This window comes from Allorhizobium ampelinum S4 (assembly GCF_000016285.1).
GTDB lineage: Bacteria > Pseudomonadota > Alphaproteobacteria > Rhizobiales > Rhizobiaceae > Allorhizobium > Allorhizobium ampelinum.
Map to the genome: position 1 here is coordinate 159,329 of NC_011984.1, position 25,281 is coordinate 184,609.

Consider the following 25,281-nt stretch of genomic DNA (forward strand, 5'->3'; position numbering starts at 1 on the left):
CTGGCGGCTTTGGGGCGAGAAGGTCAGGACTGGTGCAGCCGCAGCGCGTGCCGTAATCTTTCCGTAGATTGATGAAGGCAGGCACAGCGCCGAACGAACGGCTAATTCTACCCGGCGCCGCGCCCCACACCGTGCGGAACACGAATGCCGGGCGATTATGGCGCAGACGGGGCCTCGCGTCCTGTCGTGACAGTTGCCACAGGGCGGGTGAAGGGGTCGGTTCCGGCTGGGGGCGAAATGACACTGTAAGCGCAAGCGGCTGCTGTCCCAATTGAACCCTCTTGAATTTTAGGCTCGGGAAGTCGTTATTCCTACGGCTAATCGTTGTCCAAAACAGACTAAAGTTCAGTTGGGACAGCGACGGTTTGAGCGGAATGCGCCAACAGTAGACATTGCGGCCGCCGCAAAACTCACTATTCTGGGGCGTCGCAAAAGTCGGGAAACAAGTCTCGCCCTAATCGGGATTTTTGCGAATCTGATCCGCATTGGAGACTGTCGTGCGAATAGCCTGCCTGCATACAGCCTGGAGTAATATTTCTGTTTTTGAAGCTGCCGCGAAAGAGATCGACCTTCCAACGGGTGTCCTTTCACATGAAGTTCGCCCGGACCTTCTTGAAAAGGCGGAACAGGCCGGTGGATTAACCTGCGATATCGCGCATGAAACGGCTTCAGTTTTGCGCATGCTCTGCCAGAACGCCGATGCAGTTGTCCTGACATGCTCCACTCTGGGACCCTCGGTCGAGGAACTCATCGGCAGGACGCCTGTCCCGGTCCTGCGAGTGGATGAGGCTCTTGCCAGAGAAGCCATAGGCATAGGCGGGAAGGTAGTTGTGCTCTGCGCCGTGGAAACAACCTTGGAACCGACGGCACGATTGTTTGCCAAGGTGGCCGAGCCAACCCGGACACCCTATGACGTTCAGATCGTACCGGGCGCATGGGCGCGTTTCAAAGCAGGCGATCGCGACGGCTACCTTTCGGCAATCGCACACGCCGCCGATACGGCGTATCGGGAAGGTGCGGCCATCGTTGCCCTCGCACAAGCATCCATGGCTGGCGCATCCGACCTAGTATGCAAAGGCCCCAAGCCTCTAAGCAGTCCTATAGCAGGACTTGCCGCCGCTGCCAGTATGATGTCGCGAAAATCTTACAGAGCGTCCGAAAACTCGGCTCAGGAAAATTTCATTAGAAGATAATCCTAGGCCGCCGCCTATATTCTTGCCATCCTCAGCGCAGGCATGGCAAAATATGCCAATTTGCGGAACCAGATTCTACCCTGTCGAGATCGTTTCGAGTTTTCTGACGGTCTGCTTAACATACGCGACAAAGCCAGCGGCTTTAACGCATCAGATGAATGCCTGTCGTAATACTTAGTCGCAAGATTCGAAGTTTCGCGACCGAATTGTGCAACGAGCTGATGTCAGCTACGAGCCGATACTCTTGATTTAATCCGTGGTTGATCGACTGACCCTGCTGTGATTCACTCGTCGCGTGACTTCGAGAGGAGAGCATGGCGATGATGGGCATTCAGGACGAGCCTGCGCAGTTGTTCTACGATTTCTGTCTGGATGATCACGTTCCTGGCGATCATATGCTTCGTGGTATCGATCGCTTCCTGGACCTCGGTGATGTCAGAGAGAAGCTCAGGCCTTTCTACCGTTCGATCGGTCGACCTTCCATTCCGAAGGATGTGCTCGTTTTGCCCGTGCCGAGCGCCGACGGGATGCCGCCAGGCGGTATCAGACGAGCCGAAACGGCCGTTTTGCTCACGCGGCTCGCAGCCGCCGATATCGAACCCGGCGCAAAATAGTGACGCACCAGGGTTCGCTTGCGAGCTTCGCCGCACAAAAACGCCAGTGCAAGGAGAATGCGGAAGGTCCAATCGGCGATGCGCAGCGCCTTCGACGTCAGCTCGAGCGACATGTCGGACCCTCCTAGAGCCGCATCCAGCCACCATCGACGACGAGCGTCTGGCCGGTGACGAAGCGAGCATCGTCGCTGGTGAGGAAAGCGACGGGACCGGCAATATCCGCCGGTGTCCCGAGGCGCTTGATTGCCTGCTGCATGTAAACCTGCGCCTTCTGCTCGTTGGGCATGCCACTGGCACCTTCGGTATCGGTAATGCCGGGATGAGCCGCATTGACGATGATATTGTCGGCGGCAAGCTCGTTTGCGAGCGCGCGGACGAGCCCGATCACACCCATTTTCGAGGTCATGTAGTGGGAGAAGCCCATGCCGGGCGGCGTGACCATGCCGACGGCATCGGAGCCGATCGCCACGATCGAGCCGCCGCCGCCTTTACGCATCAGGGGAACGATGGCGCGCGCACCGAGCAGGTGGGCATCGAGATTGATCGCCATGACCTCGCGCCATTTTTCCGGGGTCATTTCGTCAAGGCTCGCCATTGGATAGATACCGGCGGCATGGACGAGGATATCGGCCCGGCCGAAGGTCGCCTCGACTTCGTTTGCGACATTCGTCCAGTCTGCCTCTTTCGTGACATCGGCTGCGATGGCGATCGCGCCATTGCCGATCGACGATGCGGCTTCGGACGCCTTTTCGCGTTTGACCAAAACGACCTTTGCGCCGCGCTTGGCAAGCAGATCGGCAACGCCGCGACCGATCCCCTGCTTGCCGCCTGTTACGATCGCGATTTTTCCTTCATGTGTGGTCATTGTTGTGTTCCTTCCAAGGTTGATGATGTGGCAAGCGTGCGCAGGCGCGGCTCACCGATTTCGGACAACATGTCCGTGTGGCGCGGCGACCAGCCGAGCGATTTGCGCGTTTGCGCATCCCGTACCCGGCTCGATACACTCATGATCAGCGCGCCAAATTCGCCCCAGATGTCGGCGGCCTCGGACATCGAAACATTGCGGGTCTCGCAGCCGAGGTCGCGGGCAACTGCTTCTGCGATCCAGCGATTGGGGATTTCGCCGGCAGCGGCGTGATAGACGGCACCACCTTCACCCTTGGTGACGGCGAGTTCGAACAGCCGTGCGATATCGTCGACATGGACATTCGAATAGGCGGCGAGGCCGTCGCCGATGTAGCAGGCAGCACCTGTGGCGGCGACCGAGCGATAGACCATCGACACATGGCCATGATCTTCCGGTCCCCAGATGAGCGGCGGACGCATGACGATGCCACGAATGCCGCGTGAAGAAGTGGCGCGGACCAGCGTCTCTGCCTCGACGCGGGCGACGGCTAAAGGTTCGGGTTCGAACGGGTCGTCTTCGCCAAAGCTTTCGGCGCTCCATGCCCCTTGCGTGCGCTGACACAGCACACCGGAGCCGGACAGGAAAACGAACGTTTTGCCGCTGCCATCGAGCGCGTCCAATAGCGCCTTGACAGCGTCAAGCTCGACATGAGGCGGGACCTGTGCCGCAAACATGACGACATCGGCGTTCCTAGCAAATTCGGTCACTGTCAGCAGGCGCTCGGCCAAGTCGCCGATTTGCACCGTCATGCCGGCGGCCCGCAGACGTCCTGCAGCCTCGCCGCTGCGGGCCAAACCCGTGACCCGGAAACGGCGCGAAACAAAGTGGCGGGCTACTGCCCCACCGACAAATCCCGTCGCGCCGATGATGAATACGTGCTGAGCCAGCGCAATGTCTCCTTTCATGCAGAAAAGATAGAGATTGCGGATCAAGACCTGTAGCCTATATTATCGGATAGAATCCATCTGGAAAACAGATACATGCTCGACGGCGTTTCGCTTGACCATCTCCGTACGTTCGTCGCGGCGGCCGATGTCGGAAGTTTCTCCGCAGCCGGACGACAGCTCGGCCGCGCCCAGTCCGTCGTTAGCCAAAGCATTGCAAATCTCGAGGGACAGCTGGGCGTCCGACTTTTCCAGCGTATCGGCCGCTATCCGGAACTGACGCTGCAAGGCGTAAACCTTCTCGCCGACGCCCGGCGCGTCGTTCTCGAGGCCGACAGGTTGAATGCCAAGGCGAAGAGCCTGTCGGCCGGGCTTGAGCCGGAGCTATCGATCGTCGTCGACGTTATGTTTCCGCACGCGCGGCTGACCGGGGAGTCTTGGGGTCACCGGCACGCTTCCGTTCCCACCGCCGACGCTTTCGACAGAGCCTCTTGTCAACGAGCCGCTCGTGACGGTTACGGCGCCGCGATCGCGGCTCGCCGGGCTGGAACAACCGATCAGGCTTCAGGATATCATCGATGACACACAACTGGTCCTGACGGATCGCTCAGCCATAACGCATGGCACCGACTATGGCGTGCAGGCAAAAAACATCTGGCGGCTTGCTGACCTTGGGGCTAAGCACGCTCTGCTTCGCGCAAACCTTGGATGGGGGCACATGCCTCTGTGGATGGTGGAGGACGATCTGACCGCCGGCCGGCTTGTCGCGATTACACTGGAGGGGCCGGCGGCGGGGATCATGCCGTTTCAGGCAATTTATCCGACCAACTCTCTTCCGGGGCCAGCCGGGCGGTGGTTTTTAGACTGTGTCAAATCGAGCAGCACCATCGGAGTTGCTGATTGAAAGTCTTGAACCAATTATCTGTCCTGCTGCATCTGCTTAAGCGGCACGCGTGTCCTCATCGACCGCCCCAGTCAAAGGACCATCATAATACATCCCATACATGAGGTTGCTGCTCCCCTCGGCGGATGAGAGCATCTGCCCTGGTTTGTCGAAGAGCTAAGGAGGTGGCATGAAAGAGTCCGCCTCCACCGATAGAACGGATCACTGAAATGCAGGTCATGATCGAGGGACAGTCACGCTTCCAGCCTTTCGGCTTATCCTGTTGGGGTTTCGCAGATCTCAACAAGGGAGTTGGAAGCATGACTGCCTCTTATGAATACCATATCGGGGTCGACTACCACAAATCTTACAGCCATCTGGTGGTGCAGGATTCGGCGGGTAAAACGCTGCGCTCTGGCCGCGTGAAGAATGACCGTCAGTCGCTTGGCGGCTTTTTGGAGCGGTATTGTGAGAACTCGCATGCGGTGGTCGAGGCGACGCGCAACTGGATGGTGATGTACGACTGGCTCGACGACATTTGTGACGATGTCGTTCTCGCCCATCCGTTGAAGGTCAAGGCGATTGCCGACGCCAAGATCAAGACCGACAAGATCGATGCGACGGTCTTGGCGCATCTGCTGCGCGCCGACCTGGTGCCGGAGGCCTGGGCACCAAGCGAGAGATCGCGAGACCTTCGCGTCGCGCTGCGTGAGCGGATGTTCTACGTGCGGCTGCGCACGATGACGAAGAACCGGGTCGTTACGGTGTTTGACCGCTATCCGGAGCAGACGGCACAGCTGAAGAAGCTCGGCGATCTGTTCGGCAGGGCCGGCCGCATTCAGCTAGCGCAGGTCAACGTCTCAGAGATCGACCGCATCCAGATCGACCGTGGCCTCGACTTCATCGGCGACATTGACGTGCGGATCAAGCAATCGGAAGCAACGATCCGGGCGATGACCAAGGCCAATGCCAACGTCAAGCTATTGAAGACGATCCCCGGCATTGGCGAGTTCTTCGCCCGGCTGATCGACGCGGAGATTGACGATATATCGCGCTTCCGTAACCCGAAGAAGCTTGCCGCCTATGCCGGGCTTGTGCCGTCGACCTATTCCTCCGGCGGTAAGACCTTCCACGGCAAGATCATCAGGCAGGGCAACAAGTGGCTGCGCTGGGCCTTCGTGGAAGCGGTTTCTCCCGCCATCGCCAGCGACGCGCAGCTTCACGCCCAGTATGAGCATCTGAAGATCAGAGGAACCAACAAGGCGCGCGTGGCCATCGCGCGCAAGCTTTTGACGATCGCCTTCCAGATCCTGCGTGACCAGCGCGCCTACGAGCCGCGCGGCACCGACACCACGCAAGGCGCGTCGACGATATCCCGGTTGTCCTGATCGCTGTCTAGCGAGCCCGGCAGGACTGGGCTGCGCTCCTTAAGGAGAATGGGAAACCGGGAGCCGAACGCCACTCTGTGACCGAAGCCAAAAAGGCATCAGGGTCACGCATTGGAGACTGGTTCAAGAACCGAACGGCAGATGCCTGTCGCGCGGAAGGAAGAGATTTAGCCGATCGGCGAAAATGCCGGTCAATAACCAACAGAACCCAAGGAAAAGCCGCCAATTGAAGGCGTTTCGCCCCTTGTGTTCTTTCATTGGAGCAGCGATGGAATATTACGTTGGATTGGACGTCAGCCTCAAGAGCACACACATCTGCGTTATGAACCAGGATCGGCGTGTAGTATGGCGCGGGATCGCGGATACACAGCCGTCGATGATTGCCGAGCGGCTGGCGAGATGGAAAGTGCATCTTGCAAAAGTCGGGCTTGAGACGGGCTCGATGACGCCTTGGCTCTACCACGAACTGAAGGATCTGGTTTTTCCTGTCGTCTGCATGGATGCGCGGCGTGCCGCCGATGCGCTGAAGGCACGGCCTGAGAAGACGGACAAGGCGGATGCGCAGGCGCTTGCCGAGATGTTGGCGAGCGGCTGGTATTCACCGGTGCATGTGAAGACGATGGAAAGCCATCGGCTGAAGGCTTTGCTTGGCGCGCGTGAGCAACTGGTCAATGTGAAGCGCCAGCTTTACGGGCAGGTCCGCGGTCTCTTGCGCCCGTTTGGCATCAAGATCTCGGCGCGCGCCGGGGCTAAGCGGTTTGACGAGGAGGTCCGGTCTGCCTGCAACCGTCAGATGCGCTCTATATCGGTGTCGCGGCACTTCTAGACACGCTTGCGGGTTGAGGTCGAACTGGCCGGTTTGGACAAGAGGGTGCGTCAGATTGCGGCCGCATCGAAGCCGTGCTGGCATCTGATGTCGGTGCCCGGCGTTGGACCGCTGACCTCTCTGGCCTTCTTGTCACCGGTGGAAGACCCGCAACGATTTGGAAAGAGCAGATCCATCGGCTCCTACATTGGCCTGACACCGAAGAGGTATCAGTCAGGTGATCGGGATGTAACGGGCTCGATCACCAAGCAGGGGGACGACATGTTGCGACACTATCTCTATGAGGCAGCAGGCTGCCTGCTGACGACGGTGACCGCGCCGTCGGCCCTGCGGAGCTGGGGCTTGAGGCTGGCCAAACGGCTAGGTCCCAAGCCTGCACGAACGGCGGTCGCACGCAAATTGGCGGTCCTACTGCTGGGGCTTTGGAAAAGGGAGGATCATTTTCCGCGCCGAGCCGAGCGGCAAGGCATTTTAGAAACCGAGATCGTGGAGTTCGTTCGCAGATAATCCTCAATGTCCATGAGGGGAAGCGACCGGACCGGGCCGGACGAATGCGAGACAGGTGGATGCGGATCAAAGACCGCGTTTAATACAATGCATCGGCCCCCTGGATGTGGAGCGAAAGGCCCCGGATAGTGGCGACGGACTGGGACAGACCGTACACCGAAGAGAACCATGGGACGCTTGTTATGCCTCAGCCCGCATTGGACACGGACAAAGCGAACAAAATTCTTGACGCAGCAGCCAAATGTAGAGAACCCATACGCCATCAATCCGGACTGGTCCAACGCGAGATGATCCTCCTCCTAACCGGACACCATAGCGCTCTGATTTTATCCGGCGCAATCAACCAACAAAATCCGTATCGCATAAACCCTCAGGCGGTCCGGCACACTCCTCAGTTTGACCGATATCAATGGCGATTGCAGGTCTGATGGTAGTATGCGGCCTCTTATAGGAGAATGCCGTGCCGACATTTATCAGCCTAACAAGACTTTCCGATGGTTTTCCAAGAAGCTCTTCGATCAATATTAGGAGAGCGGTGCATAACCTAACAATGTCGTCAAATTGCAGTCAACTGGTCCCGCATCACGGGCTGGTTCTCGGAAAGACGTCGCGCCCATGAACATACTCCCTCTGGTGAGAACAAGCTTGCTGATATCGATCCTGCTCCTGGGCGCTGGGGGCACTGGTGCCTGGTATTGGTGGCAGAGCCGGCAAGACCAGCTGCCGGAGGGGCTGGTTTCCGGAAACGGGCGCATCGAATCTGATCAGGTCGAGATTTCTGCAAAGTCTGCCGGGCGCGTTCAAAAGGTGCTCGTACAGGAAGGAGATCTCGTTTCACCCGGGCAGGTGCTCGCCTATATCGACACGACGGAATTGCAGGCCTCCCGCGCAAAATACGTAGCAGACTTGGCAACGCAGGAAGCATCGATGCTTGAGGCCAAGGCGACAGTCGTCCAGCGGCAAGCGGAGCTCACGCTCAAGGAAGCCAATCTGCGGCGGGCGCTCAATACCATCCAAAACGGCGCAATCAGCCAAAAGGAGCGTGACGAGGCGCAGAGCGAGCATGACTCTGCAAAGGCAATTCTGGACGCTTCGGAAAAGAGCGTGACCGCCAGCGAACGTTCTATCGATGCGGCGCAAGCGCTCATCGACCAGATCGATGCGCAGATTGCGGATGCCGCGCTTGCGGCGCCGGTGAAGGGGCGCGTCCTCTATCGGCTGGCAAATCCTGGAGAGGTTGTGAGCGCAGGAGGCAAGGTTCTCACGATCATCGATCTCGCCGAGATCTTTATGGAAATCTACTTGCCCCTGGAACAGGCAATGCGTGTGCCTATCGGTTCGCAGGCCCGCATCCAGTTCGACGGTGCCGATTTCGCAATCCCCGCCAAGGTCAGCTTTGTCTCTCCGGAAGCCCAGTTCACGCCGAAGCAAGTCGAGACGCGCAACGAGAGGGACAAGCTGGTCTTCAGGCTCAAGCTCCGCGTCCCGCCAAGTCTGACCCAAAGCCACATAACAATGGTGAAGACGGGAGCGCGCGGGGTTGGCTATGTCCGCCTTGACCCGACCCCTCCCAACTGGCCCGATTCCCTCCAAAAGCGTTTCCAAGGCGATCCGATCGACGCGGGGGATTGACGATGGCGACGGCGAACGATCCAATCGCCCGGATCTCCGGCGTGTCCCATCACTTCGGCAAGCTCCAGGCGCTGCGCGACGCGTCCATTGACTTGCCGGCTGGGCAAATGGTCGCCTTGATTGGCCCTGACGGAGCCGGCAAATCGACATTGCTCGGCCTGATCGCCGGCACACGCAAGATCCAGACGGGGACTATTCGTGTGCTGGGCGGCGACATGGGAGATGCGGCCCATAGGCGCGACGTCTGCACACAAATCGCTTATATGCCGCAAGGCCTGGGCAAAAACCTCTATCAGGAAATCAGCGTCGCGGAAAACCTCGCCTTTTTCGGCACACTGTTCGGCCTCTCCAGCCAGGAGCGCGCCATTCGTACAGAGAGGCTGGCGACCGCCACCGGACTGCTCGCCTTTTTGGATCGTCCCGCCGGCAAGCTGTCAGGGGGAATGAAGCAAAAGCTCGGCCTCTGCTGCGCCCTGATCCATGATCCCGATCTTCTTATTCTCGACGAACCGACAACGGGCGTCGACCCGCTTTCGCGTCGCCAATTCTGGACGTTGATTGCCGACCTCAGACGCGAACGGTCAAGCATGAGCGTGATCGTCTCAACCGCCTATATGGACGAGGCGAGCGAATGCGATTGGCTCGTCGCCATGGACGAGGGCAGGATCCTCACCTCTGGTACGCCTGCCGAATTGCGCGCCTCCACGGGCGAGCAGGATCTCGAAGCAGTCTTCACCGCCCTCCAGGCGGGCGAGAAGACCGTGAAAGCCCCCCTGGTCATCCCGCCGCGGCCCAGCAGCACGGAACCGCCCATCATCGTGGCGAAGGAGCTGACCTGCCGTTTTGGCAAGTTCACCGCTGTGGACCGCGTCAGCTTTACGATCGAAAAGGGTGAAATCTTCGGCTTTCTCGGCTCGAACGGCTGCGGCAAGACCACGACCATGAAGATGCTGACCGGGCTTCTGGCACCAAGCGAAGGAGAGGCCACGGTTTGCGGCAAGCTGGTTGACGCCCACGATCTATCGATACGCCGGCGCGTGGGCTTCATGTCGCAGTCCTTCTCGCTCTATGGCGAATTGACGGTGCGGCAAAACCTGCTTCTGCATGCACGCCTGTTCCACCTGCCCGAAGCAGACGCAAAAGTCCGCATTGAGAAGCTCGTGACGGACACCGGTCTTACCGGTTATGCCGATTCCGAGGCCGGATCGCTGCCGCTCGGCGTCCGGCAGCGTCTGTCGCTGGCGGTGGCGATCGTGCATGATCCCGAACTTCTGATTTTGGACGAGCCAACCTCCGGCGTCGACCCGCAGGCGCGGGACGAATTCTGGCGGCTGCTTGTCGATTTGTCGCGCAACCGAGGCGTCACGATCTTCGTGTCGACGCATTTTATGAACGAGGCGATGCGGTGCGACCGCATCTCGTTGATGCATGCCGGCCGCGTGCTTGTCTGCGATGCACCTGAAGCAGTCATCGCCTCTCGCCGCGGCGCCAATCTGGAGGAAGCGTTCATCTCCTACATAGAGGAGGCAGAATCATCCCAGTCCTCCAATCCGGCGACGGCCCCCTCGACAACGATCGTGGCGAGCGCAGAGCCGCTTTCTCCAGCAAAGCCTGCATACATGCCGCTTCGGCGCCTCCTGGCATACTCGCAATGCGAGACCCGGTCTCTGTTGCGTGACCCGATCCGCCTCGCCTTCGCCTTTCTCGGCTCTTTCGTCATGCTTCTGATCTTCGGCTTCGGCATGTCCAACGATGTGACCAATCTCACCTTCGCAGCGCTCGACCATGACAACACGCCGGAAAGCCGCTCCTATCTAGCCAATTTCTCCAGTTCTAATTATTTCGTAGAGAAATCCGCGATTGGCAGTCTCCAGGAACTGGAAGGCCGCCTACGCTCCAACGACATCACGCTTGCCATCGAAATTCCTCCCAACTTCGGCCGGATGGTCAAGCGCGGCGACGACTGGCAGGTGTCTGCCTGGATCGATGGCGCCAACACCTCACGCGCAGCTACGATCGAGGGCTATGTCGAGCAGGCACACAACCTCTTCTCTGATGAGCGGGAACGGGAGTCGAGTTCACCCTCGACATCGGAAGCAAGCACCTCGATCCAGGTCCGCTACCGCTACAATCCGACAGCGGAGAGCATATACGGAATAGGCCCATCTGTGCCGGCAATGCTGCTTATGATGTTCCTCGCTATCCTGATGGCGGTTAGTGTGGCGCGGGAAAAGGAAATCGGCACGATCGCAAACTTCTACGCCACGCCGACGACACGGCTCGAATTTCTGCTTGGAAAACAACTCCCCTATATCGGCGTTGGCATGGCCAACTTCGCGATCATGACCATTACCGTCTGGCTGCTGTTCGGCGTGCCTCTCAAGGGAAGCGTCGTGGCGCTGACATTGGGCGCCCTGCTCTATACGGCCGCCGCTTCTGGCTACGGACTTTTCATTTCGAGCTTCACCAAGAGCCAGGTCGCCGCCGTCTTCGCGGCGGCGGTGCTGTCGCTACTGCCGACCATGCAGTTCTCGGGAATGATGCAGCCGGTTTCGACCCTTGAAGGCGCCGCGCGGCTGATGGGCAATCTGTGGCCGACATCTTATTACATGCAGATCAGCGTCGGCGCTTTCACCAAGGGGCTCGGCTTCGGCGACCTCTCCAAGGACCTGCTCCTGCTTACCCTGTTTGCGCCGGCCTTCCTCGTGCTCTCCCTGTTCTTCCTGAAGAAGCAGGAGAAATAGGCATGATAAGCCTATCCACCATAGTCTGGCTCGGAATCAAGGAACTGCGGACGCTTGCTAAGGACATGATGATGATCCTCTTCATCATCTGGTCCTTCGGTTTCAGCATCTACACGCAAGCGAGCGGCGGCGGAGAAACCGTCAACAACGCGGCAATCGCTTTTGTCGACGAAGATCACTCTCGGCTGTCCCGCTCGATCGCGGAGCAATTTGCGCCGCCCTACTTCCAACTGGTCAAAACAATCAGAGCAGCCGATATCGACCGGGCGATGGACGAGGGGGACTACACCTTTATCCTCGTTATTCCGCCGGGATTTGAAAAGGACACGATACGCGGACGCGACACCGATGTTCAACTGCTTGTGGATGCGACGGCCTCCCAGCAGGCGGGGCTCGGGTCCAGCTACATTCAGAATTACGTGACCGCTGCCGTAAAACGACTCCGCAACGAATATGAACAGACGACCGGCCTTTCCTCCAATCTCGTCATTCGCCGCGCCTTTAATCCCAACGGCACACAATCCTGGTTCAGGGCGATCGTGAGCCTCACGGATCAACTGTCAATGCTGATCATCATCCTCACCGGCGCAGCCCTTCTGCGTGAGCGCGAGCATGGCACGATCGAGCATCTGCTGGTCATGCCGATCACTGCGGTCGAAATCGCGCTCGCCAAGGTCTGGTCGAACGGACTTGTCATCCTCGTCGCGTTCGCTTGTTCGCTTTTGTTCATCGTCGAGGGCGCGCTTGACGTTCCCGTCGCCGGCTCGCACGCCCTGCTCTTTCTTGGCACCGCAATCTACGTATTCGCTGCATCCGCCATCGGTATTTTCCTCGGCACGTTGGCGCGCACTATGGCCCAATTTGCGCTGCTCATGATCATGACGGTCATGCCCATCATGATGTTGTCCGGCGGTATGTCTCCGGTGGAGAGCCAACCGCAATGGATTCAGTATGTGACGTGGTTGCTTCCGTCGCGCCACTACATCAGCTTCATGCAGGCGATTGTTTATCGGGGTGCTGATTTCGCGACCGTGTGGAAGGAGTTCGCGACCGTATTGGTAATGGGTTTGACCTTCCTCACCGCAAGCCTTCTTGCCTTCCGGCGCTCGGTGGCGGCCACGCGCTAAGCGTCGGGAACACGCCGCGACAAGAGCATCGGCTCTCAATGCGATAAGGATGCATTCACACCAAACGCAACGCCCGAGTGACCGGGCGAAGGATTTTCTATTCCTGCGACTTATAAAGGCGAACATGAGAGTGGTTAGTTTCCAAAGAAGAAGAGGCCCGAGTTTACCTTGGATCTGATCGCGGCCGGTTGCCTAAACTGATGACGGTGTCACCACGAGCGCGGCTTAAGACTGCAGCCTGAGGGTGGCTGAGAGATCGTCAAGACCGTCCTCTGGACGAACTATCTCGACCTGGTTGGGCCAGCGCCAACGCCATCGGGCAGACGGTCAAAGCAAAATGGCCCTCGGCGCGATGCAAGCGGGGGCTTGATTTAAGCTATGTACGATCCGCCTTTTCCTTCTCATGCTCTGGATTTGACGAGACTGACAAAGTCCCGGGGCGCTGAGGCATGCTGAGTTACTCGACGATGGCTCGATCGAGATCACGTTCACATCGCACAATGGCGACGAGGCTGGTTCAGCTAATTGAGCTTGATCAATGCGACTGTTCTCGTCTGGCCAAATAGTGGTGCTCGATCGCAGCCGCGAAATCGGCATCCATAGTCAGGAGCCAGTTAATTATGGCCTTTATTTTATCCGTCCTCCGAGAAACGCGCCAAGGGGAAAAGCGGGTCGCACTGGCGCCGTCCGTCGCCTCACGGCTCAAGCCACTCGGCGCCGATGTCCGGATCGAAACCGGCGCCGGCGCGGCCGCAACCTTTTCAGATGCCACCTTGGCTGACTGCCGAATCGAAGACGATCAGCAAACGCTTCTTGGCAATGCCGATATCGTACTTGCCGTGCAGCCCCCGTCAGTTAAGGCGGTGACGCTGATGAAACCAGGCGCGGTGCTCATATCGTTCATCTATGGCGAGACGTCACCCGATCTCGTCAGAACGCTTCGGGATGGCAAGATCACCAGTTTCGCAATGGAGCAGATTCCGCGCATTAGCCGGGCGCAGGCGATGGACGCGCTGTCGAGCCAGGCCGCACTCGCCGGCTATTACGCGCTGTTGCTTGGCGCCGTTCATATGCCCCGCATTCTGCCGATGATGACGACCGCGGTCGGTTCGCTACGCGCCGCCAAAGTGCTGGTGTTGGGTCTCGGCGTCGCCGGGCTTCAGGCGCTTGCAACGGCTCATCGCCTTGGTGCGATCACCGAAGGCTATGACGTCCGGCCGGAGACCAAGGAACAAGCCCTTTCGCTTGGTGCGAAGTTCGTCGAAACGGGCGTCGATGCCCGTGGCGAAGGCGGCTATGCCCGTGAGTTGACGGCCGAGGAAAAGGCCAAGGCTCAGACGGCACTCGACAAGCATATCGTCGAGGCCGACATGATCATCACCACGGCGTCGGTTCCCGGCCGTCCGGCCCCCAAGCTCATCACGGCTGCACAAATCGCAGCCATGAAGCCTGGCGCCGTCATCGTCGATCTTGGCGCGGAAGGCGGCGGCAACTGTGAAGGCACGCGCCCTGGCGAAACCGTCACAGCCGGACCCGCCACCATTCTCGCCCCCCTGAACGTGCCCTCGATGCTCGCCCAGCATGCCAGCGAACTCTATGCCAAGAACCTGTTCCACTTCGTCCAGTTGATCGTCAAGGATGGCGCCGTGCATCTCGACTTCGACGACGAGATCGTCGCCGGCACCGTGCTCACCCATGACGGCGTCATTCGCAACGCTGCCGCCCGCATGGCGGCCGAAGCTACCGAGGAGAAGGTCGCATGAGTGCCGACGTTACGCTGACCTGGCTGATCGCCCTTTACATCTTCATGCTTGCCGCCTTTACCGGTTATGAGGTAATCAGCCGCGTCCCCTCCATCCTGCACACACCGCTGATGTCGGGATCGAACTTCATCCACGGCATCGTCGTGGTGGGCGCATTGCATACGCTGCTTACCGCCACCAGCATCCAAACGCAGATCATCGGTTTCTTTGGGGTCATGCTGGGCGCCGCCAACACGGCAGGCGGCTATGTCGTGACCGATCGCATGCTGGCAATGTTCCGCGCCAGCGGCCCGAAGGGAGGCTGACCCATGTCGCTCGCCTTTCTTCTGGTACCTCTCGAGGGCATAAGCGGCCTTGCCGCCGCCGCCCTGTTCATCTTCGGCCTGAAGCGCATGTCTTCGCCGGTCACAGCGCTGGCGGGCATCAAGATCGCCGGGATCGGCATGCTGGTCGCCGTGCTTTCCGCGTTTCTCGTGCTGGCGCGACTGGAACCGCAAGCCGAGGCCCGTTTCATGTCCAATCTGGCACTTGCACTGATCGCGCTGGCTATCGGCGGCGGTTGGGCCTTCTGGAGCGGCCGCAAGGTCGCCATGACCGGCATGCCCCAGATGGTGGCGCTCTATAACGGCATGGGCGGTGGCGCGGCGGCCGCGATTGCCGCAGCCGAGATCATCCGGGGTGATCCACAGACCATGGTGCTGGCCAGCGCGACACTCGCCGGCGCTTTGATCGGGTCGGTCTCTCTGACCGGTTCGATCATTGCCTGGGCCAAGCTCGACGGCAGGGTCGACAAGCCATGGCGGTTTCCCGGTCAGCAAGTCCTCAACGGCGGCGTTTTCCTTGTCGCTCTGGGCCTCGCTGCTCTTGCGATCATGAACGGTGCGGGTGGCGCCGCAGCACCCCTCGTGGCGGTGCTGTTCTTCGTCGCCGCGCTCGCTTTCGGCGTGCTGATGACCTTACCCATCGGCGGCGCCGACATGCCGGTGGTGATCTCGCTTTACAATGCCTTTACTGGGCTGGCCGTCGGTCTCGAGGGCTACGCGCTCGCCAATCCCGCCCTGATGATCGCCGGCATGGTGGTCGGCTCCGCCGGCACGTTGTTGACGGTTCTCATGGCAAAGGCGATGAACCGGTCCTTGTCGAACGTGCTGTTCAGCAATTTTGGCGAAACGCCTGTTGCAGGCAGCAGCGAGGTCGCCGGGAGCGTGAAGCCGGCGAATGCTAGCGATGCCGCGACGGCCCTGCATTACGCCTCGTCGGTCATCATCATTCCCGGGTACGGGCTCGCGGTCGCCCAGGCACAGCAGAAGCTCTACGAGTTCGTCAAGCTGCTTCAGGCCGGGGGTGTCGACGTCAAGTTCGCCATGCATCCCGTTGCCGGCCGCATGCCGGGGCACATGAACGTGCTGCTCGCCGAGGCTGGCGTCCCCTACGACATCATCTTCGACATGGAAGACATCAACGATGCCTTTGCCACGACCGATGCCGCATTGGTCATCGGCGCCAACGACGTCGTCAATCCCGCCGCCCGCACCGATAAGAGCTCACCGATCTACGGCATGCCGATCCTGAACGTCGACAAGGCCCATCAGGTTTATGTCATCAAGCGGGGCCAAGGCCGAGGATATGCCGGCGTCGAGAACCTGCTGTTCTATGCCGACAACTGCAACATGGTCTACGGCGACGCCCAGGCTGTGCTGACGCAGATGGTTCAATCGATCAAGGAGCTTGCCGCGGCCTGAGAGCGGCGGCTCCTCAATTCCATTCAGGAAAGGAGAAAGACATGACTTATGCAACCACTTATCCCTATACGGGTGAGGTCCTGAAGACGTTTCCGTCCGCCACCAATGCAGAGGTGGCGCAGGCGATCGACGCGGCTCATGCGGCCTTCCTGTCCTGGCGCGAGGCATCATTCACCGAGCGTGGCGCCGTTTTACAAAAGGCGGCCGACCTGCTGCGCAAGGACGCTGATGAGTATGCAAAGCTTCTGACGCTTGAAATGGGCAAGCTGTTCAGCGAAGCAAAAGCCGAGGTCGAACTGTCGGCAAAGATCTTCGAATATTACATGCACAATGCCGAACGACTTCTCACCCCGGAAAAGCTAACCGTAGCGGATCCCGCCGAAGGCGAGGCCGTCATCGTTTGCGAGCCACTCGGCGTGCTGCTCGCGATCGAACCCTGGAATTTCCCCTACTACCAGATTGCCCGCATCATTGCCCCGCAGCTGTCTGCAGGCAACACCATGCTTCTGAAACATGCGTCGAACGTGCCGCAGAGCGCGGCGGCGTTCGAAAAGCTGATGCATGAGGCCGGGTTGCCGCGAGGCGCCTTCACCAATCTCTATGCGACGCGCGCCCAGGTCGAGATGATCATCAATGATCCGCGCGTCCATGGCGTGGCTCTGACGGGTTCGGAAGATGCGGGCTCCATCGTCGCGGCCCAGGCCGGCAAAGCGCTGAAAAAATCCACCATGGAGCTCGGCGGTGCCGACGCCTTTGTCGTTCTAGCCGACGCAGACATGGAAAAGACAGTCAAGTGGGCGGTCTTCGGCCGTCACTGGAACGGCGGCCAGGTGTGTGTCTCCTCCAAGCGCATGATCGTCGTCGACACCGTCTACGACGAATTTCTCGACCGCTATCGCAAAGGCGTGGCCGGTCTGAAAGCGGGCGATCCCTTCGACCCCGCGACGACGCTTGCACCGCTCTCCTCGCAAGGAGCGGCCGACGACATAAAGGAAAAGATCCGCCAAGCTGTCGCCCATGGCGCCAAGGCCGAGGACGTAGGACCGCCGGTCCCCAACCAGGGCGCCTTCGTGCAGCCGACTATCCTTACCGAAATCGGCGAGGACAACCCGGCACGCTATTGGGAGTTCTTCGGTCCCGTCTCCATGCTGTTCCGGGCGAAGGACGAGGAGGATGCGGTGCGCATCGCCAATGATTCGCCATTCGGTCTTGGTGGTTCGGTATTCACCTCCGACACGAAGAATGGCGCCGAGGTTGCCAAGCGCATCTCCACCGGCATGGTGTTCGTCAATCATCCGACCAAAGTCGAGGCGGATTTGCCTTTTGGCGGCGTCCGGCGCTCCGGCTATGGCCGCGAGCTCCTGGGCCTCGGTCTCAAGGAGTTCGTCAACCACAAGCTCATCGACGTCGTCGATATAGACGCTCGGTTCTGAAGGAGAATTCCATGGAAAAGACCATGAAAGCGGCCGTCGTCCGCGAGTTCGGCAAGCCACTTGTTATCGAGGAGGTGACCGTACCCCGGCCGGGCGCCGGCCAGATTCTGGTCAAGATCGCCGCCACCGGGGTCTGCCACACCGATCTGCATGCCGCCGAGGGCGACTGGCCGGTCAAGCCGAAACCGCCCTTCATCCCCGGGCATGAAGGTGTCGGCCATGTCGTGGCGGTTGGCTCCGGCGTCTGCCACGTCAAGGAAGGCGACCGGGTAGGCGTGCCGTGGCTCTATACCGCCTGTGGTCATTGCAAGCATTGCCTCGGCGGCTGGGAAACGTTGTGCGAGGAACAACAGAACACCGGCTATTCGGTCAACGGCAGCTTTGCTGAATATGTCGTTGCGGATCCCAACTATGTCGGCCACTTGCCAGATAATGTGTCCTTCGTCGATATCGCACCCATCCTTTGCGCCGGGGTGACCGTTTATAAGGGCCTCAAGGTGACGGATACCAAGCCTGGCGACTGGGTCGTCATCTCAGGCATCGGTGGTCTTGGGCATTTGGCCGTACAATATGCCAAGGCCATGGGGCTCAATGTCATCGCGGTCGATATCGACGATGCCAAGCTCGACCTTGCAAAACGGCTTGGTGCATCGCTTGCTGTTAACGCAAGGAAAGACGATCCGGCAGCCTTCGTGAAGAAAGAAGTCGGCGGTGCCCAGGGCGTTCTCGTAACCGCGGTTTCCCCAAAAGCCTTCGAGCAGTCACTTGGCATGGTCGGTCGTGGCGGGACTGTATCGTTGAACGGTCTGCCGCCGGGAGACTTCCCGCTGTCGATCTTCGACACGGTGTTGAACGGCGTGACGGTCCGCGGTTCCATTGTCGGCACGCGGCTCGACCTCCAGGAAGCGCTCGACTTCGCCGGAGAAGGCAAGGTCAAGGCAACCATTGCGACTGAACGGCTCGAGAACATCAACGACATCTTCTCGCGGATGCATCATGGTGACATTCAGGGCCGGATCGTCATCGACTTCGAGAAGTAGCTGACCTGCCACAAGCCGTAGTCCCGCCCCCTCGCGGACCATCAAACAAGCCCGTGGTTCACGAAACGGCGCCCTTATGTCAATTTGGATTTCTCGCAGCTCCTATGTACCGGCGCTTACGTCGAGCTGTTCGCATCAAAGAGCCGCCCCCCCTTGTCGACCAGTTCATCGGGCCGCATGGAGATGTACATGACCGAATTTTTATGTCGATCATCTTCGCAACGCTGCCGCTCCAGGCCGCGGTGGGATTTGCGATCGTCATGTCTGCCGGCTGCGCGGCAATTGCCAGCCTGGTCAGCCTGGGCCGGGCTCGCTACGAAGCGGTGGAACAGCCTGGCACGACTTGAAGGAAGCCGCGCCACGGCAGCCTGGGTGAAGGAGGGCGCTCCCCTTTCCAGATTGCGAACTTGCAAGTTCCAATCAGCGGGTCGTTAACTTCCAATTGGCCGGGAACAACAGTTCCAATTTTCCCGAGATTCGAGGAAGGCATGTTCGAGAGGTTTGTAGAACATCCGACGTAGGAAGCCCTTTCCTCCACGACATCGCAGCGGGTGATCGATCTCTATCTTCTCAGCTCGAGTAACGCGTTGGGTCACGGCATCCTGATGATTTCAAGGATTTCAATCCGGACTTTGCGCTCGCAGCAATTTAACCACCCTCAGGCCGGACGCTCTCAAAATCTTCCGCTCACGCCTGTTTTGCACCTGGCGAATTTGGATTTTTGTCTTTTTTGACGGGGAGTTAGCGATCGTAGTTTCGCGTAGCGTGGCGGGCTGTAGCGTGTTGCAGGGGCACGCAACACCCGATTCTTGCGATTGGTCGAGAGGGCTATTCCCAGTCTGGCTGCGCAGATGGACCGTTGCTTCCGAAGGCCGATGTCAAGGGTGTTTCGCCAGCTAGTAACTGGGTCGGATTGTCATGCCTGAAAACCGCAATTGTCCGGTAGTCTCGTGTGAGCCGCATCAGCCACAGTGCCTCGAAATCGCGAAGGCAAGCCTTCTCCAAATGACTGGATTGATCGAGATACCCCCACATGAAGGCGAATCATTTCGCCGGGATGGTGCGCGGATTGCCCGGTCGCGGCAGCAACCCTGCGCGTGTCCACGAAGGCATCGACGGCGCGGACCAACGCATCGGGCTCGACATAATCTCCGAAGGGCAAACGGGCTGCCTTGCGGCGATCTGCACCTTCAATGTCCGTCATTGGTCGCCTTCCGGATCCACGGAAGCGTTGTTGATATCGTCCGCGAACTTGCGCATGAGCCGCACGAGGTCCTCAACGTCCGCCGAGTCCCAACTGGCGAAGATCGCTTGCCCCATCTTGTCGCGTGCCTGATCGACGCGGTCGGTCATGGTCTTGCCCTGCGGCGATATCGTTGCCTCGCGAACTCGACCATCAGCGGCGCTCCCCCGGCGTTCGATCAGGCCAAGGCTGTCCAGCTTGGCGACCTGGCGGCTGACGGTGGTGTAATCGCGCCCTACACGGTCGGCGAGATCGACGACGCCGATCGGACCGAGCCGCTCCACCATGACCAGTAGCGGGAACAATGCGCGGTCGAGCGAAATGCCCGCCGCCCGGACCATAGCCTCGTCACGTTGGGGACGGTTCATGATGCTGACGATGTCGATCAATGCGCCATGCAGTTCGCGCAGCCGGCTGCTAATATGTGTAGTTTGCACTTTCTTTGTTGACTTCATGCCGATCCTCCAGTTATATGCATATTACACATATGGAGTTGATAATGACAGAGCAATTTGCAGCCGAGGTGCTGATTTGCGGCGCGGGAGCGGCCGGGCTGACTCTCGCCATTGATCTGGCGCGTAGAGGTACTTCCTTCCGGTTGATCGAGAAGCTGGACGATCCATTCCGCGGCTCGCGCGGCAAGGGCATCCAGCCACGTACCCAGGAAGTGTTCGAGGATCTCGGCGTTCTCGACCGCGTGGTCGCGGCCGGCGGTTTCTACACAAAGCAGCGGGAGTATCACGCCGACGGAAGCTTTACTGATTCCGATGTCGTAGAGCCCGCAGAATCGACGCCAGCGGAGCCGTACCATCTGGCCCTGATGGTCCCGCAATTCCTGACCGAAGCCGTGATGCGTGAGCGCCTGCACGAGCTCGGGCATCGGCCGGTGTTCGGCTGTGAGTTGGCCGGCTTTGAACAGGACGCTGACGGTGTGACGGCGCACCTGACGGGCAAGCGCGGCAAGGAGACCGTCCGGGTGCGCTGGCTCGTCGGCGCCGACGGCGGTCGCAGCTTCGTGCGCCAAGCTCTCGATATCGGCTTTCCCGGCAAGACGCTCGGCGTTCGCGCCATCGTCGCCGATGTCGCCCTGACAGGGCTCAGCCGGGACGTCTGGCATCGTTTCGCCGAGGGCGACATGGAACGGCAACTATCGTTCTGCCCGCTCGCCGGCACCGACATGTTCCAAATACAGGGGCCGATCCCATTGGAAGGCGATGTCGATCTTTCCGCCGAGGGCCTGGCCGCATTGGTGGCTGCGCGCACCGGCCGGAACGATATCCGCATTCAGTCGGTGTCGTGGGCGTCGGCCTTTCACATGAATGCCCGACTCGCCGATCGTTATCGTGTCGATCGCGTGTTGCTCGTCGGCGACGCGGCGCATATTCATCCGCCAACCGGTGGGCAGGGTCTCAATACCAGCGTTCAGGACGCCTACAATATCGGCTGGAAGCTGGCGGCGGTCGCGACCGGCGCGCCGGCCGCGTTGCTCGACAGCTACGAAGAGGAACGCCGGCCCGTCGCGGCCGCCATGCTCGGCCTCGCCACGAAGTTGCTTGACGCCATCAAGCGCGGCGAGATGCGGCGTGGCCGCGAGGTGCATCAGCTCGATATCGGCTATCCCGAGTCTTCCCTCGCGCTGGAGAGTCCGGAGCGAAGCGGCGCTCTTCTCGCGGGCGATCGTGCGCCCGATGCGCCGCTGCGTGGCGCCGCCGGTCAACCGACGCGGCTGTTCGATCTCTTCCAAGGTCCGCAGTGGACCTTGATGGGCTATGAGGTAGCGCGCGACCTCGTCTCGCCGCGGCGGGGTTTGCACATCCACACCATCGGCCCGCATGGCGACCTCGTCGACGATGTGGGGCATTTTCAAGACGCCTATGCCCTCACAGCCGGCAACTGGGTGCTGATCCGGCCCGACGGCTATGTCGGCGCCATCGTGTCCTCGGAAGAAATCACGGCGCTGGAGATGTATCTGCAGTCGGTGGGTCTCGGCCTCCGCCCAGGCGATGTGTCATGAATGCCGCCACGGCTCAAGGGCTAGGCGACGTGCCGGTTCATCGAGTTCTCGTCACTACGTTTTTGCACAGCCTGCCGCCAGGCTGTGCAAAAACCCCACCCGGGGGCGCCACCACAGCCACTATCCGCTAAACCGACCTTCTAAAATTCGGTTGGGGTCGTGAACTGTCATCGGCCCGATTCCACAAACTGGGCCTTACAGCGGATATCGACTGACGCGAGGTTCGCTCTTGTCTACGAGTTCCGCGCGTGGCCGCCTCAGGATGGTGGCTCGATATTGGGGGCTGCTATCTACGACAGCGTGCTGAAGCACAAGGGTTAGCGCGCTGTCACCCCTATAGCTCGAATGGACAACAATAGCTGGATGTATGACGATGGATGCGCTCCACCATCGGCTCACCGGTCTGCCCCTATCGCCACAGCGTCCGGATCGACTTTCCACGCCCGAGCGAGCACATTGGACCCGGATCACCCCTCGGGGACAGCCCACCCCCGGACACTAACATCCGCCAGCGCCTCGAATATGGAAGGCGTGCGTTCCAAGCGGGCGATCGTTCGCGCGCCTTCGAGGGCGGCTACCAATGCGGCTGCGGTAGAGGATGCGCGCGTGGGAGCGAAACCGCACCCCGTAAAATGCTCCGCAACAATCTCGGTCGAATCAACAAATCCGCGCGCGACCCTTTTGGTCAGCTCCGCGTCGAGCGCGGGCAGTTCGTTCGCCAGGTTTTGCATGAGACATCCGTACTGGAAGTCGGAGGTGACCATCTCGGCCGCGAATGTATCGAAGAGTCGATGAACAAAGCTCAGGGCATCTCCCGTCGTATGCGCCGAGATATCCCGCAATACAGCCATTCTACGCGCAACGTATTGATCGATTGCTTCTTCTGCGAGCTGTGTCTTGCCTCGTGGAAAGTGAAAGTAGAACGATCCTTTAGGCGCACCGCTTTCTTCAAGGATCTGGGTCAATCCAGTCGCAGTGTAGCCTTGGATGCGAAACAGGCGTTGGGCCGTGGCAATCGCGCTAGCGCGGGCGTCAGTTTTACGTGTCATGCCGTGAGCATAACACATTTCTCTTGACGCCGCTATGGCGACCACCATACTATGGCGATCACCATAGTATGGTGGTCGCCATATGAGGAGTTCGGCAATGCCCCTGTACCAGATCCTAACGTCTCGACGAGCCGTCTTGGCAATGGGCGCAGCCAGCCTGGTTGCGGCTTCACTTCGCGCGGCCCGCGCAAACCTCAAAGGAGTATCTGACATGACCACATCAACTTATGGCGCGGGAACGCTCCCCGCAGGCGTACGATCGCGCATGATCCACGAGGTCAACGGCCTCGATGTTCATATTCTCGAAGCCGGGTTCGAAAACTCCAACCGGCCGCTCGCGCTGCTGCTGCACGGCTTTCCGGATTTGGCCTATGGCTGGCGGCACCTGATGCCGCTTCTGGCCGATGCCGGCTATCACGTCGTGGCGCCCGACCAGCGGGGTTTCGGTCGCACGACCGGCTGGTCGAATGACTATGACGGCCAGCTGGCGCCGTTCAGTATCCTGAACGTGACCCGCGATGCGCTCGCGCTGGTTTCAGCTCTGGGATATCGGCAAACTGCGCTGCTGGTTGGGCACGACTTCGGCTCACCCGTCGCAGCCTATTGCGCGGTGGGCCGACCTGACGTTTTTCCCTCGGTGGTGCTGATGAGCGCGCCGTTCCCCGGCACGCCAGCATTTCCGTTCAACACTGCGGTGAACGGCGCATCGCCGGCTCAGCCGAATACCGACATCCAGACGTTGGCCGCCGCGCTTGCGGCGCTCCATCCGCCCAGAATGATCTACCAACAATATCTGAGCACAAGGGAAGCGAACCATGACCTGTCGCACCCGCCTCAAGGCTTACACGCGTTTCTTCGTACTTTCTTCCACGTCAAAAGCGCGGACTGGTCAGGGAATAGACCGCGACCTTTGAAGGCGCGAACGGCCGAAGAGTTCGGGCAGATCCCCGCCTATTACGTAATGGAACGCGGCAAAACGATGCCCGACAACGTCGCTCCATTCCAGCCGTCGGCCGAAGAGGTCATGACCTGCAAATGGCTCACCGACCCTGAACTTGCGGTGTACGCGCAGGAGTATGGCCGCACTGGCTTCCAAGGCGCGTTGCAGACTTATCGCGTCTATACCGATCCCACCCTGAATGCTGAGCTGCGCCTGTTTTCGGGCAGGACGATCGATGTCCCGTCGCTCTTCATTGGGGGGCAAAGCGATTGGGCAACCTATGTGTCGCCGGGCGCGCTCGACCTGATGAGGACCAGGGCGACGACTAAAATGAGTGACATCCAACTGATCAACGGCGCGGGTCACTGGATTCAACAGGAGCAGCCGGCTCGGCTCAGCGCGCTTCTCCTCGCTTTCGCCAAGGACGTGGGTGCGCGCTGACCGCGCCCGCGAATAGGCCTCCGCTTCGTCTTGCCGATTGCGCGGTGTCGCTTACGGCTCGAACCAAGCGGAGAAAGATAGCCGCGCTGTCTGGTGATATTTGTCTGTAGGCAATCCAGCACGCTCTAACTGCGGCGCTCCATCAGCAAGATAAGTTCGATCCCGGCGAGAACACAGTCGAGCCCTCGGTCGAACTCGATCTCGGCCCCCGGATGTGTGGCCTCGCTGACGACCCTTGCCATCATCGGAAACCGACCGGTGGAGATCAGCCGTTTAAGATAGGGCCACCAAGCCACCTGCCACTCCGTCGGACCCATGCCGCTTTCGCGCTCGGCGCGAAGCTCGTTCGCTTCGTTGCGCAAAGCGCCGATCACGTAGGCGGCGACGGTGTTCACCGCCTGCATGATGGCGTCCATGTCCTTGAACGCGTGCGCATCGCTCAGCGCCGCATATACTGCTTCGAGATGCGTAATGGCGTTGGGGCCAAGGTTCGGCCTGCCTCCGAGGAGTTCGATGAACCATGGGTGCTGCCGCGTGGCCTGACGCAGGCGATCACCGACGGTGCGAAGAGCCTCGCGCCAGCCGCTGCCCAGTGGGCCGGCGGCCAGCATCTCTCCATAGACGGCGTCCACCATCAGCTCCAGCAACTCCTCCTTGGTGGAGAGGTAGCTGTAAAGACGCATGGTGGTCGCATCGAGAGAGGCGGCAACCTTTCGCAACGAGACGGATGCCAGTCCTTGCCTGTCGGCGATGGCAATGGCGCCGTTCGTGATGATTTCGCGGTTCAGCGGAGCGAGCGGGCCTTTCGGCTCAGGCCTCTCCCACAGGACCGCACCGCCGTTTGCTGCTGGTTTGGGCAAGTTCTTCATACGGCAACCCTAGGTGAACAGGAGTACGGTTGACAAGTATCG

The 25,281-nt window shown here is 59.9% G+C and carries 21 protein-coding genes and 2 pseudogenes; 17 read left to right on the forward strand and 6 right to left on the reverse strand.

The window, feature by feature from the left end; all coding sequences use genetic code 11:
* The first annotated feature begins 497 nt into the window (after positions 1 to 497).
* Complete coding sequence (locus AVI_RS24210; protein ID WP_012650598.1) at positions 498 to 1,193, forward strand: aspartate/glutamate racemase family protein; 696 nt, start codon at positions 498 to 500, stop codon at positions 1,191 to 1,193.
* A gap of 320 nt (positions 1,194 to 1,513) precedes the next feature.
* Positions 1,514 to 1,807 carry a transposase gene (locus AVI_RS31895; RefSeq protein WP_071203763.1) on the forward strand — a complete coding sequence of 98 codons (294 nt, stop codon included), beginning with the start codon at positions 1,514 to 1,516 and terminating at the stop codon, positions 1,805 to 1,807.
* A 124-nt stretch (positions 1,808 to 1,931) separates the two neighbouring features.
* On the opposite strand, the gene AVI_RS24220 is transcribed toward AVI_RS31895, so the two are convergent.
* Both AVI_RS24220 and AVI_RS24225 read right to left on the reverse strand, forming a co-directional pair.
* A complete protein-coding gene (locus AVI_RS24220; protein WP_012650599.1) occupies positions 1,932 to 2,672 on the reverse strand; it encodes an SDR family NAD(P)-dependent oxidoreductase in 741 nt (246 codons plus the stop codon).
* The gene (locus tag AVI_RS24225) at positions 2,669 to 3,601 is read right to left on the reverse strand and encodes an NAD-dependent epimerase/dehydratase family protein (RefSeq protein WP_012650600.1); all 933 of its coding nucleotides are present in this window, start codon (positions 3,599 to 3,601) and stop codon (positions 2,669 to 2,671) included. The genes AVI_RS24220 and AVI_RS24225 overlap by 4 nt, the downstream gene beginning before the upstream one ends.
* A 93-nt stretch (positions 3,602 to 3,694) precedes the next feature.
* On the opposite strand from AVI_RS24225, the pseudogene AVI_RS31900 reads away from it, so the two are divergent.
* The 13 genes and pseudogenes from AVI_RS31900 to AVI_RS30725 all read left to right on the forward strand — a co-directional run.
* Positions 3,695 to 4,502, forward strand: a pseudogene (locus tag AVI_RS31900) (LysR family transcriptional regulator).
* Positions 4,503 to 4,801: 299 nt separating this feature from the next.
* Positions 4,802 to 5,869: an IS110 family RNA-guided transposase gene (locus AVI_RS24235; protein ID WP_041699425.1), complete on the forward strand. Its 1,068-nt coding sequence runs from the start codon at positions 4,802 to 4,804 to the stop codon at positions 5,867 to 5,869.
* A gap of 268 nt (positions 5,870 to 6,137) precedes the next feature.
* On the forward strand, positions 6,138 to 6,695 hold the full coding sequence (locus AVI_RS29345; protein ID WP_012650602.1) for an IS110 family transposase: 558 nt from the start codon (positions 6,138 to 6,140) through the stop codon (positions 6,693 to 6,695).
* Between the two features lie 45 nt (positions 6,696 to 6,740).
* Positions 6,741 to 7,202: a transposase gene (locus AVI_RS29350; RefSeq protein WP_139192264.1), complete on the forward strand. Its 462-nt coding sequence runs from the start codon at positions 6,741 to 6,743 to the stop codon at positions 7,200 to 7,202.
* 645 nt (positions 7,203 to 7,847) lie between these two features.
* Positions 7,848 to 8,834, forward strand: a complete 987-nt coding sequence (locus AVI_RS24250; protein ID WP_197522889.1) for an HlyD family secretion protein — start codon at positions 7,848 to 7,850, stop codon at positions 8,832 to 8,834.
* A 2-nt stretch (positions 8,835 to 8,836) separates the two neighbouring features.
* Positions 8,837 to 11,578: a ribosome-associated ATPase/putative transporter RbbA gene (gene rbbA, locus AVI_RS24255; protein WP_012650604.1), complete on the forward strand. Its 2,742-nt coding sequence runs from the start codon at positions 8,837 to 8,839 to the stop codon at positions 11,576 to 11,578.
* 2 nt (positions 11,579 to 11,580) lie between these two features.
* Positions 11,581 to 12,705, forward strand: coding sequence for an ABC transporter permease (locus AVI_RS24260; RefSeq protein ID WP_012650605.1), 1,125 nt, complete (start codon positions 11,581 to 11,583; stop codon positions 12,703 to 12,705).
* A 620-nt stretch (positions 12,706 to 13,325) separates the two neighbouring features.
* Positions 13,326 to 14,468 (forward strand): NAD(P) transhydrogenase subunit alpha, encoded by a 1,143-nt coding sequence (locus AVI_RS24265; protein ID WP_012650606.1) that lies wholly within the window; start codon positions 13,326 to 13,328, stop codon positions 14,466 to 14,468.
* Positions 14,465 to 14,773, forward strand: coding sequence for an NAD(P) transhydrogenase subunit alpha part 2 (locus AVI_RS24270; RefSeq protein ID WP_012650607.1), 309 nt, complete (start codon positions 14,465 to 14,467; stop codon positions 14,771 to 14,773). Before AVI_RS24265 ends, AVI_RS24270 begins: the two co-directional genes overlap by 4 nt.
* Before the next feature lie 3 nt (positions 14,774 to 14,776).
* Positions 14,777 to 16,210, forward strand: a complete 1,434-nt coding sequence (locus AVI_RS24275; RefSeq protein ID WP_012650608.1) for an NAD(P)(+) transhydrogenase (Re/Si-specific) subunit beta — start codon at positions 14,777 to 14,779, stop codon at positions 16,208 to 16,210.
* Positions 16,211 to 16,251: 41 nt separating this feature from the next.
* Complete coding sequence (locus AVI_RS24280; RefSeq protein WP_012650609.1) at positions 16,252 to 17,643, forward strand: NAD-dependent succinate-semialdehyde dehydrogenase; 1,392 nt, start codon at positions 16,252 to 16,254, stop codon at positions 17,641 to 17,643.
* Between the two features lie 11 nt (positions 17,644 to 17,654).
* On the forward strand, positions 17,655 to 18,683 hold the full coding sequence (adhP, locus tag AVI_RS24285) for an alcohol dehydrogenase AdhP (protein WP_041699355.1): 1,029 nt from the start codon (positions 17,655 to 17,657) through the stop codon (positions 18,681 to 18,683).
* A 197-nt stretch (positions 18,684 to 18,880) separates the two neighbouring features.
* Positions 18,881 to 19,030 (forward strand): annotated as a pseudogene (locus tag AVI_RS30725) (MFS transporter); the annotation flags it as partial.
* Between the two features lie 569 nt (positions 19,031 to 19,599).
* Here the strand turns inward: AVI_RS30725 and AVI_RS24290 are convergent.
* Positions 19,600 to 19,887 carry a hypothetical protein gene (locus tag AVI_RS24290; RefSeq protein WP_012650611.1) on the reverse strand — a complete coding sequence of 96 codons (288 nt, stop codon included), beginning with the start codon at positions 19,885 to 19,887 and terminating at the stop codon, positions 19,600 to 19,602.
* On the reverse strand, positions 19,884 to 20,381 hold the full coding sequence (locus AVI_RS24295; RefSeq protein WP_012650612.1) for a MarR family winged helix-turn-helix transcriptional regulator: 498 nt from the start codon (positions 20,379 to 20,381) through the stop codon (positions 19,884 to 19,886). Before AVI_RS24295 ends, AVI_RS24290 begins: the two co-directional genes overlap by 4 nt.
* 44 nt (positions 20,382 to 20,425) lie before the next feature.
* On the opposite strand from AVI_RS24295, the gene AVI_RS24300 reads away from it, so the two are divergent.
* On the forward strand, positions 20,426 to 21,940 hold the full coding sequence (locus AVI_RS24300) for an FAD-dependent oxidoreductase (RefSeq protein ID WP_012650613.1): 1,515 nt from the start codon (positions 20,426 to 20,428) through the stop codon (positions 21,938 to 21,940).
* 467 nt (positions 21,941 to 22,407) lie between these two features.
* On the opposite strand, the gene AVI_RS24305 is transcribed toward AVI_RS24300, so the two are convergent.
* Positions 22,408 to 22,989, reverse strand: coding sequence for a TetR/AcrR family transcriptional regulator (locus AVI_RS24305; protein ID WP_085946656.1), 582 nt, complete (start codon positions 22,987 to 22,989; stop codon positions 22,408 to 22,410).
* Positions 22,990 to 23,254: 265 nt separating this feature from the next.
* On the opposite strand from AVI_RS24305, the gene AVI_RS24310 reads away from it, so the two are divergent.
* The gene (locus AVI_RS24310) at positions 23,255 to 24,370 is read left to right on the forward strand and encodes an alpha/beta hydrolase (protein ID WP_012650615.1); all 1,116 of its coding nucleotides are present in this window, start codon (positions 23,255 to 23,257) and stop codon (positions 24,368 to 24,370) included.
* Positions 24,371 to 24,495: 125 nt separating this feature from the next.
* Here AVI_RS24310 and AVI_RS24315 read toward each other — a convergent pair whose 3' ends face one another.
* Entirely contained in the window at positions 24,496 to 25,239 is a 744-nt protein-coding gene (locus tag AVI_RS24315) for a TetR/AcrR family transcriptional regulator (protein ID WP_012650616.1), read from the reverse strand.
* Positions 25,240 to 25,281: the final 42 nt, after the last annotated feature.

What these genes read in the sequence shown, in the direction of transcription:
- AVI_RS31895 (WP_071203763.1), top strand. Translation starts at nt 1,514, where the DNA reads ATGATGGGCATTCAGGACGAGCCTGCGCAGTTGTTCTACGATTTCTGT.
- AVI_RS24220 (WP_012650599.1), bottom strand. Translation starts at nt 2,672, where the DNA reads ATGACCACACATGAAGGAAAAATCGCGATCGTAACAGGCGGCAAGCAG.
- AVI_RS24235 (WP_041699425.1), top strand. Translation starts at nt 4,802, where the DNA reads ATGACTGCCTCTTATGAATACCATATCGGGGTCGACTACCACAAATCT.
- AVI_RS29345 (WP_012650602.1), top strand. Translation starts at nt 6,138, where the DNA reads ATGGAATATTACGTTGGATTGGACGTCAGCCTCAAGAGCACACACATC.
- rbbA (WP_012650604.1), top strand. Translation starts at nt 8,837, where the DNA reads ATGGCGACGGCGAACGATCCAATCGCCCGGATCTCCGGCGTGTCCCAT.
- AVI_RS24260 (WP_012650605.1), top strand. Translation starts at nt 11,581, where the DNA reads ATGATAAGCCTATCCACCATAGTCTGGCTCGGAATCAAGGAACTGCGG.
- AVI_RS24265 (WP_012650606.1), top strand. Translation starts at nt 13,326, where the DNA reads ATGGCCTTTATTTTATCCGTCCTCCGAGAAACGCGCCAAGGGGAAAAG.
- AVI_RS24270 (WP_012650607.1), top strand. Translation starts at nt 14,465, where the DNA reads ATGAGTGCCGACGTTACGCTGACCTGGCTGATCGCCCTTTACATCTTC.
- AVI_RS24275 (WP_012650608.1), top strand. Translation starts at nt 14,777, where the DNA reads ATGTCGCTCGCCTTTCTTCTGGTACCTCTCGAGGGCATAAGCGGCCTT.
- AVI_RS24280 (WP_012650609.1), top strand. Translation starts at nt 16,252, where the DNA reads ATGACTTATGCAACCACTTATCCCTATACGGGTGAGGTCCTGAAGACG.
- adhP (WP_041699355.1), top strand. Translation starts at nt 17,655, where the DNA reads ATGGAAAAGACCATGAAAGCGGCCGTCGTCCGCGAGTTCGGCAAGCCA.
- AVI_RS24290 (WP_012650611.1), bottom strand. Translation starts at nt 19,887, where the DNA reads ATGACGGACATTGAAGGTGCAGATCGCCGCAAGGCAGCCCGTTTGCCC.
- AVI_RS24295 (WP_012650612.1), bottom strand. Translation starts at nt 20,381, where the DNA reads ATGAAGTCAACAAAGAAAGTGCAAACTACACATATTAGCAGCCGGCTG.
- AVI_RS24300 (WP_012650613.1), top strand. Translation starts at nt 20,426, where the DNA reads ATGACAGAGCAATTTGCAGCCGAGGTGCTGATTTGCGGCGCGGGAGCG.
- AVI_RS24305 (WP_085946656.1), bottom strand. Translation starts at nt 22,989, where the DNA reads ATGACACGTAAAACTGACGCCCGCGCTAGCGCGATTGCCACGGCCCAA.
- AVI_RS24310 (WP_012650615.1), top strand. Translation starts at nt 23,255, where the DNA reads ATGATCCACGAGGTCAACGGCCTCGATGTTCATATTCTCGAAGCCGGG.
- AVI_RS24315 (WP_012650616.1), bottom strand. Translation starts at nt 25,239, where the DNA reads ATGAAGAACTTGCCCAAACCAGCAGCAAACGGCGGTGCGGTCCTGTGG.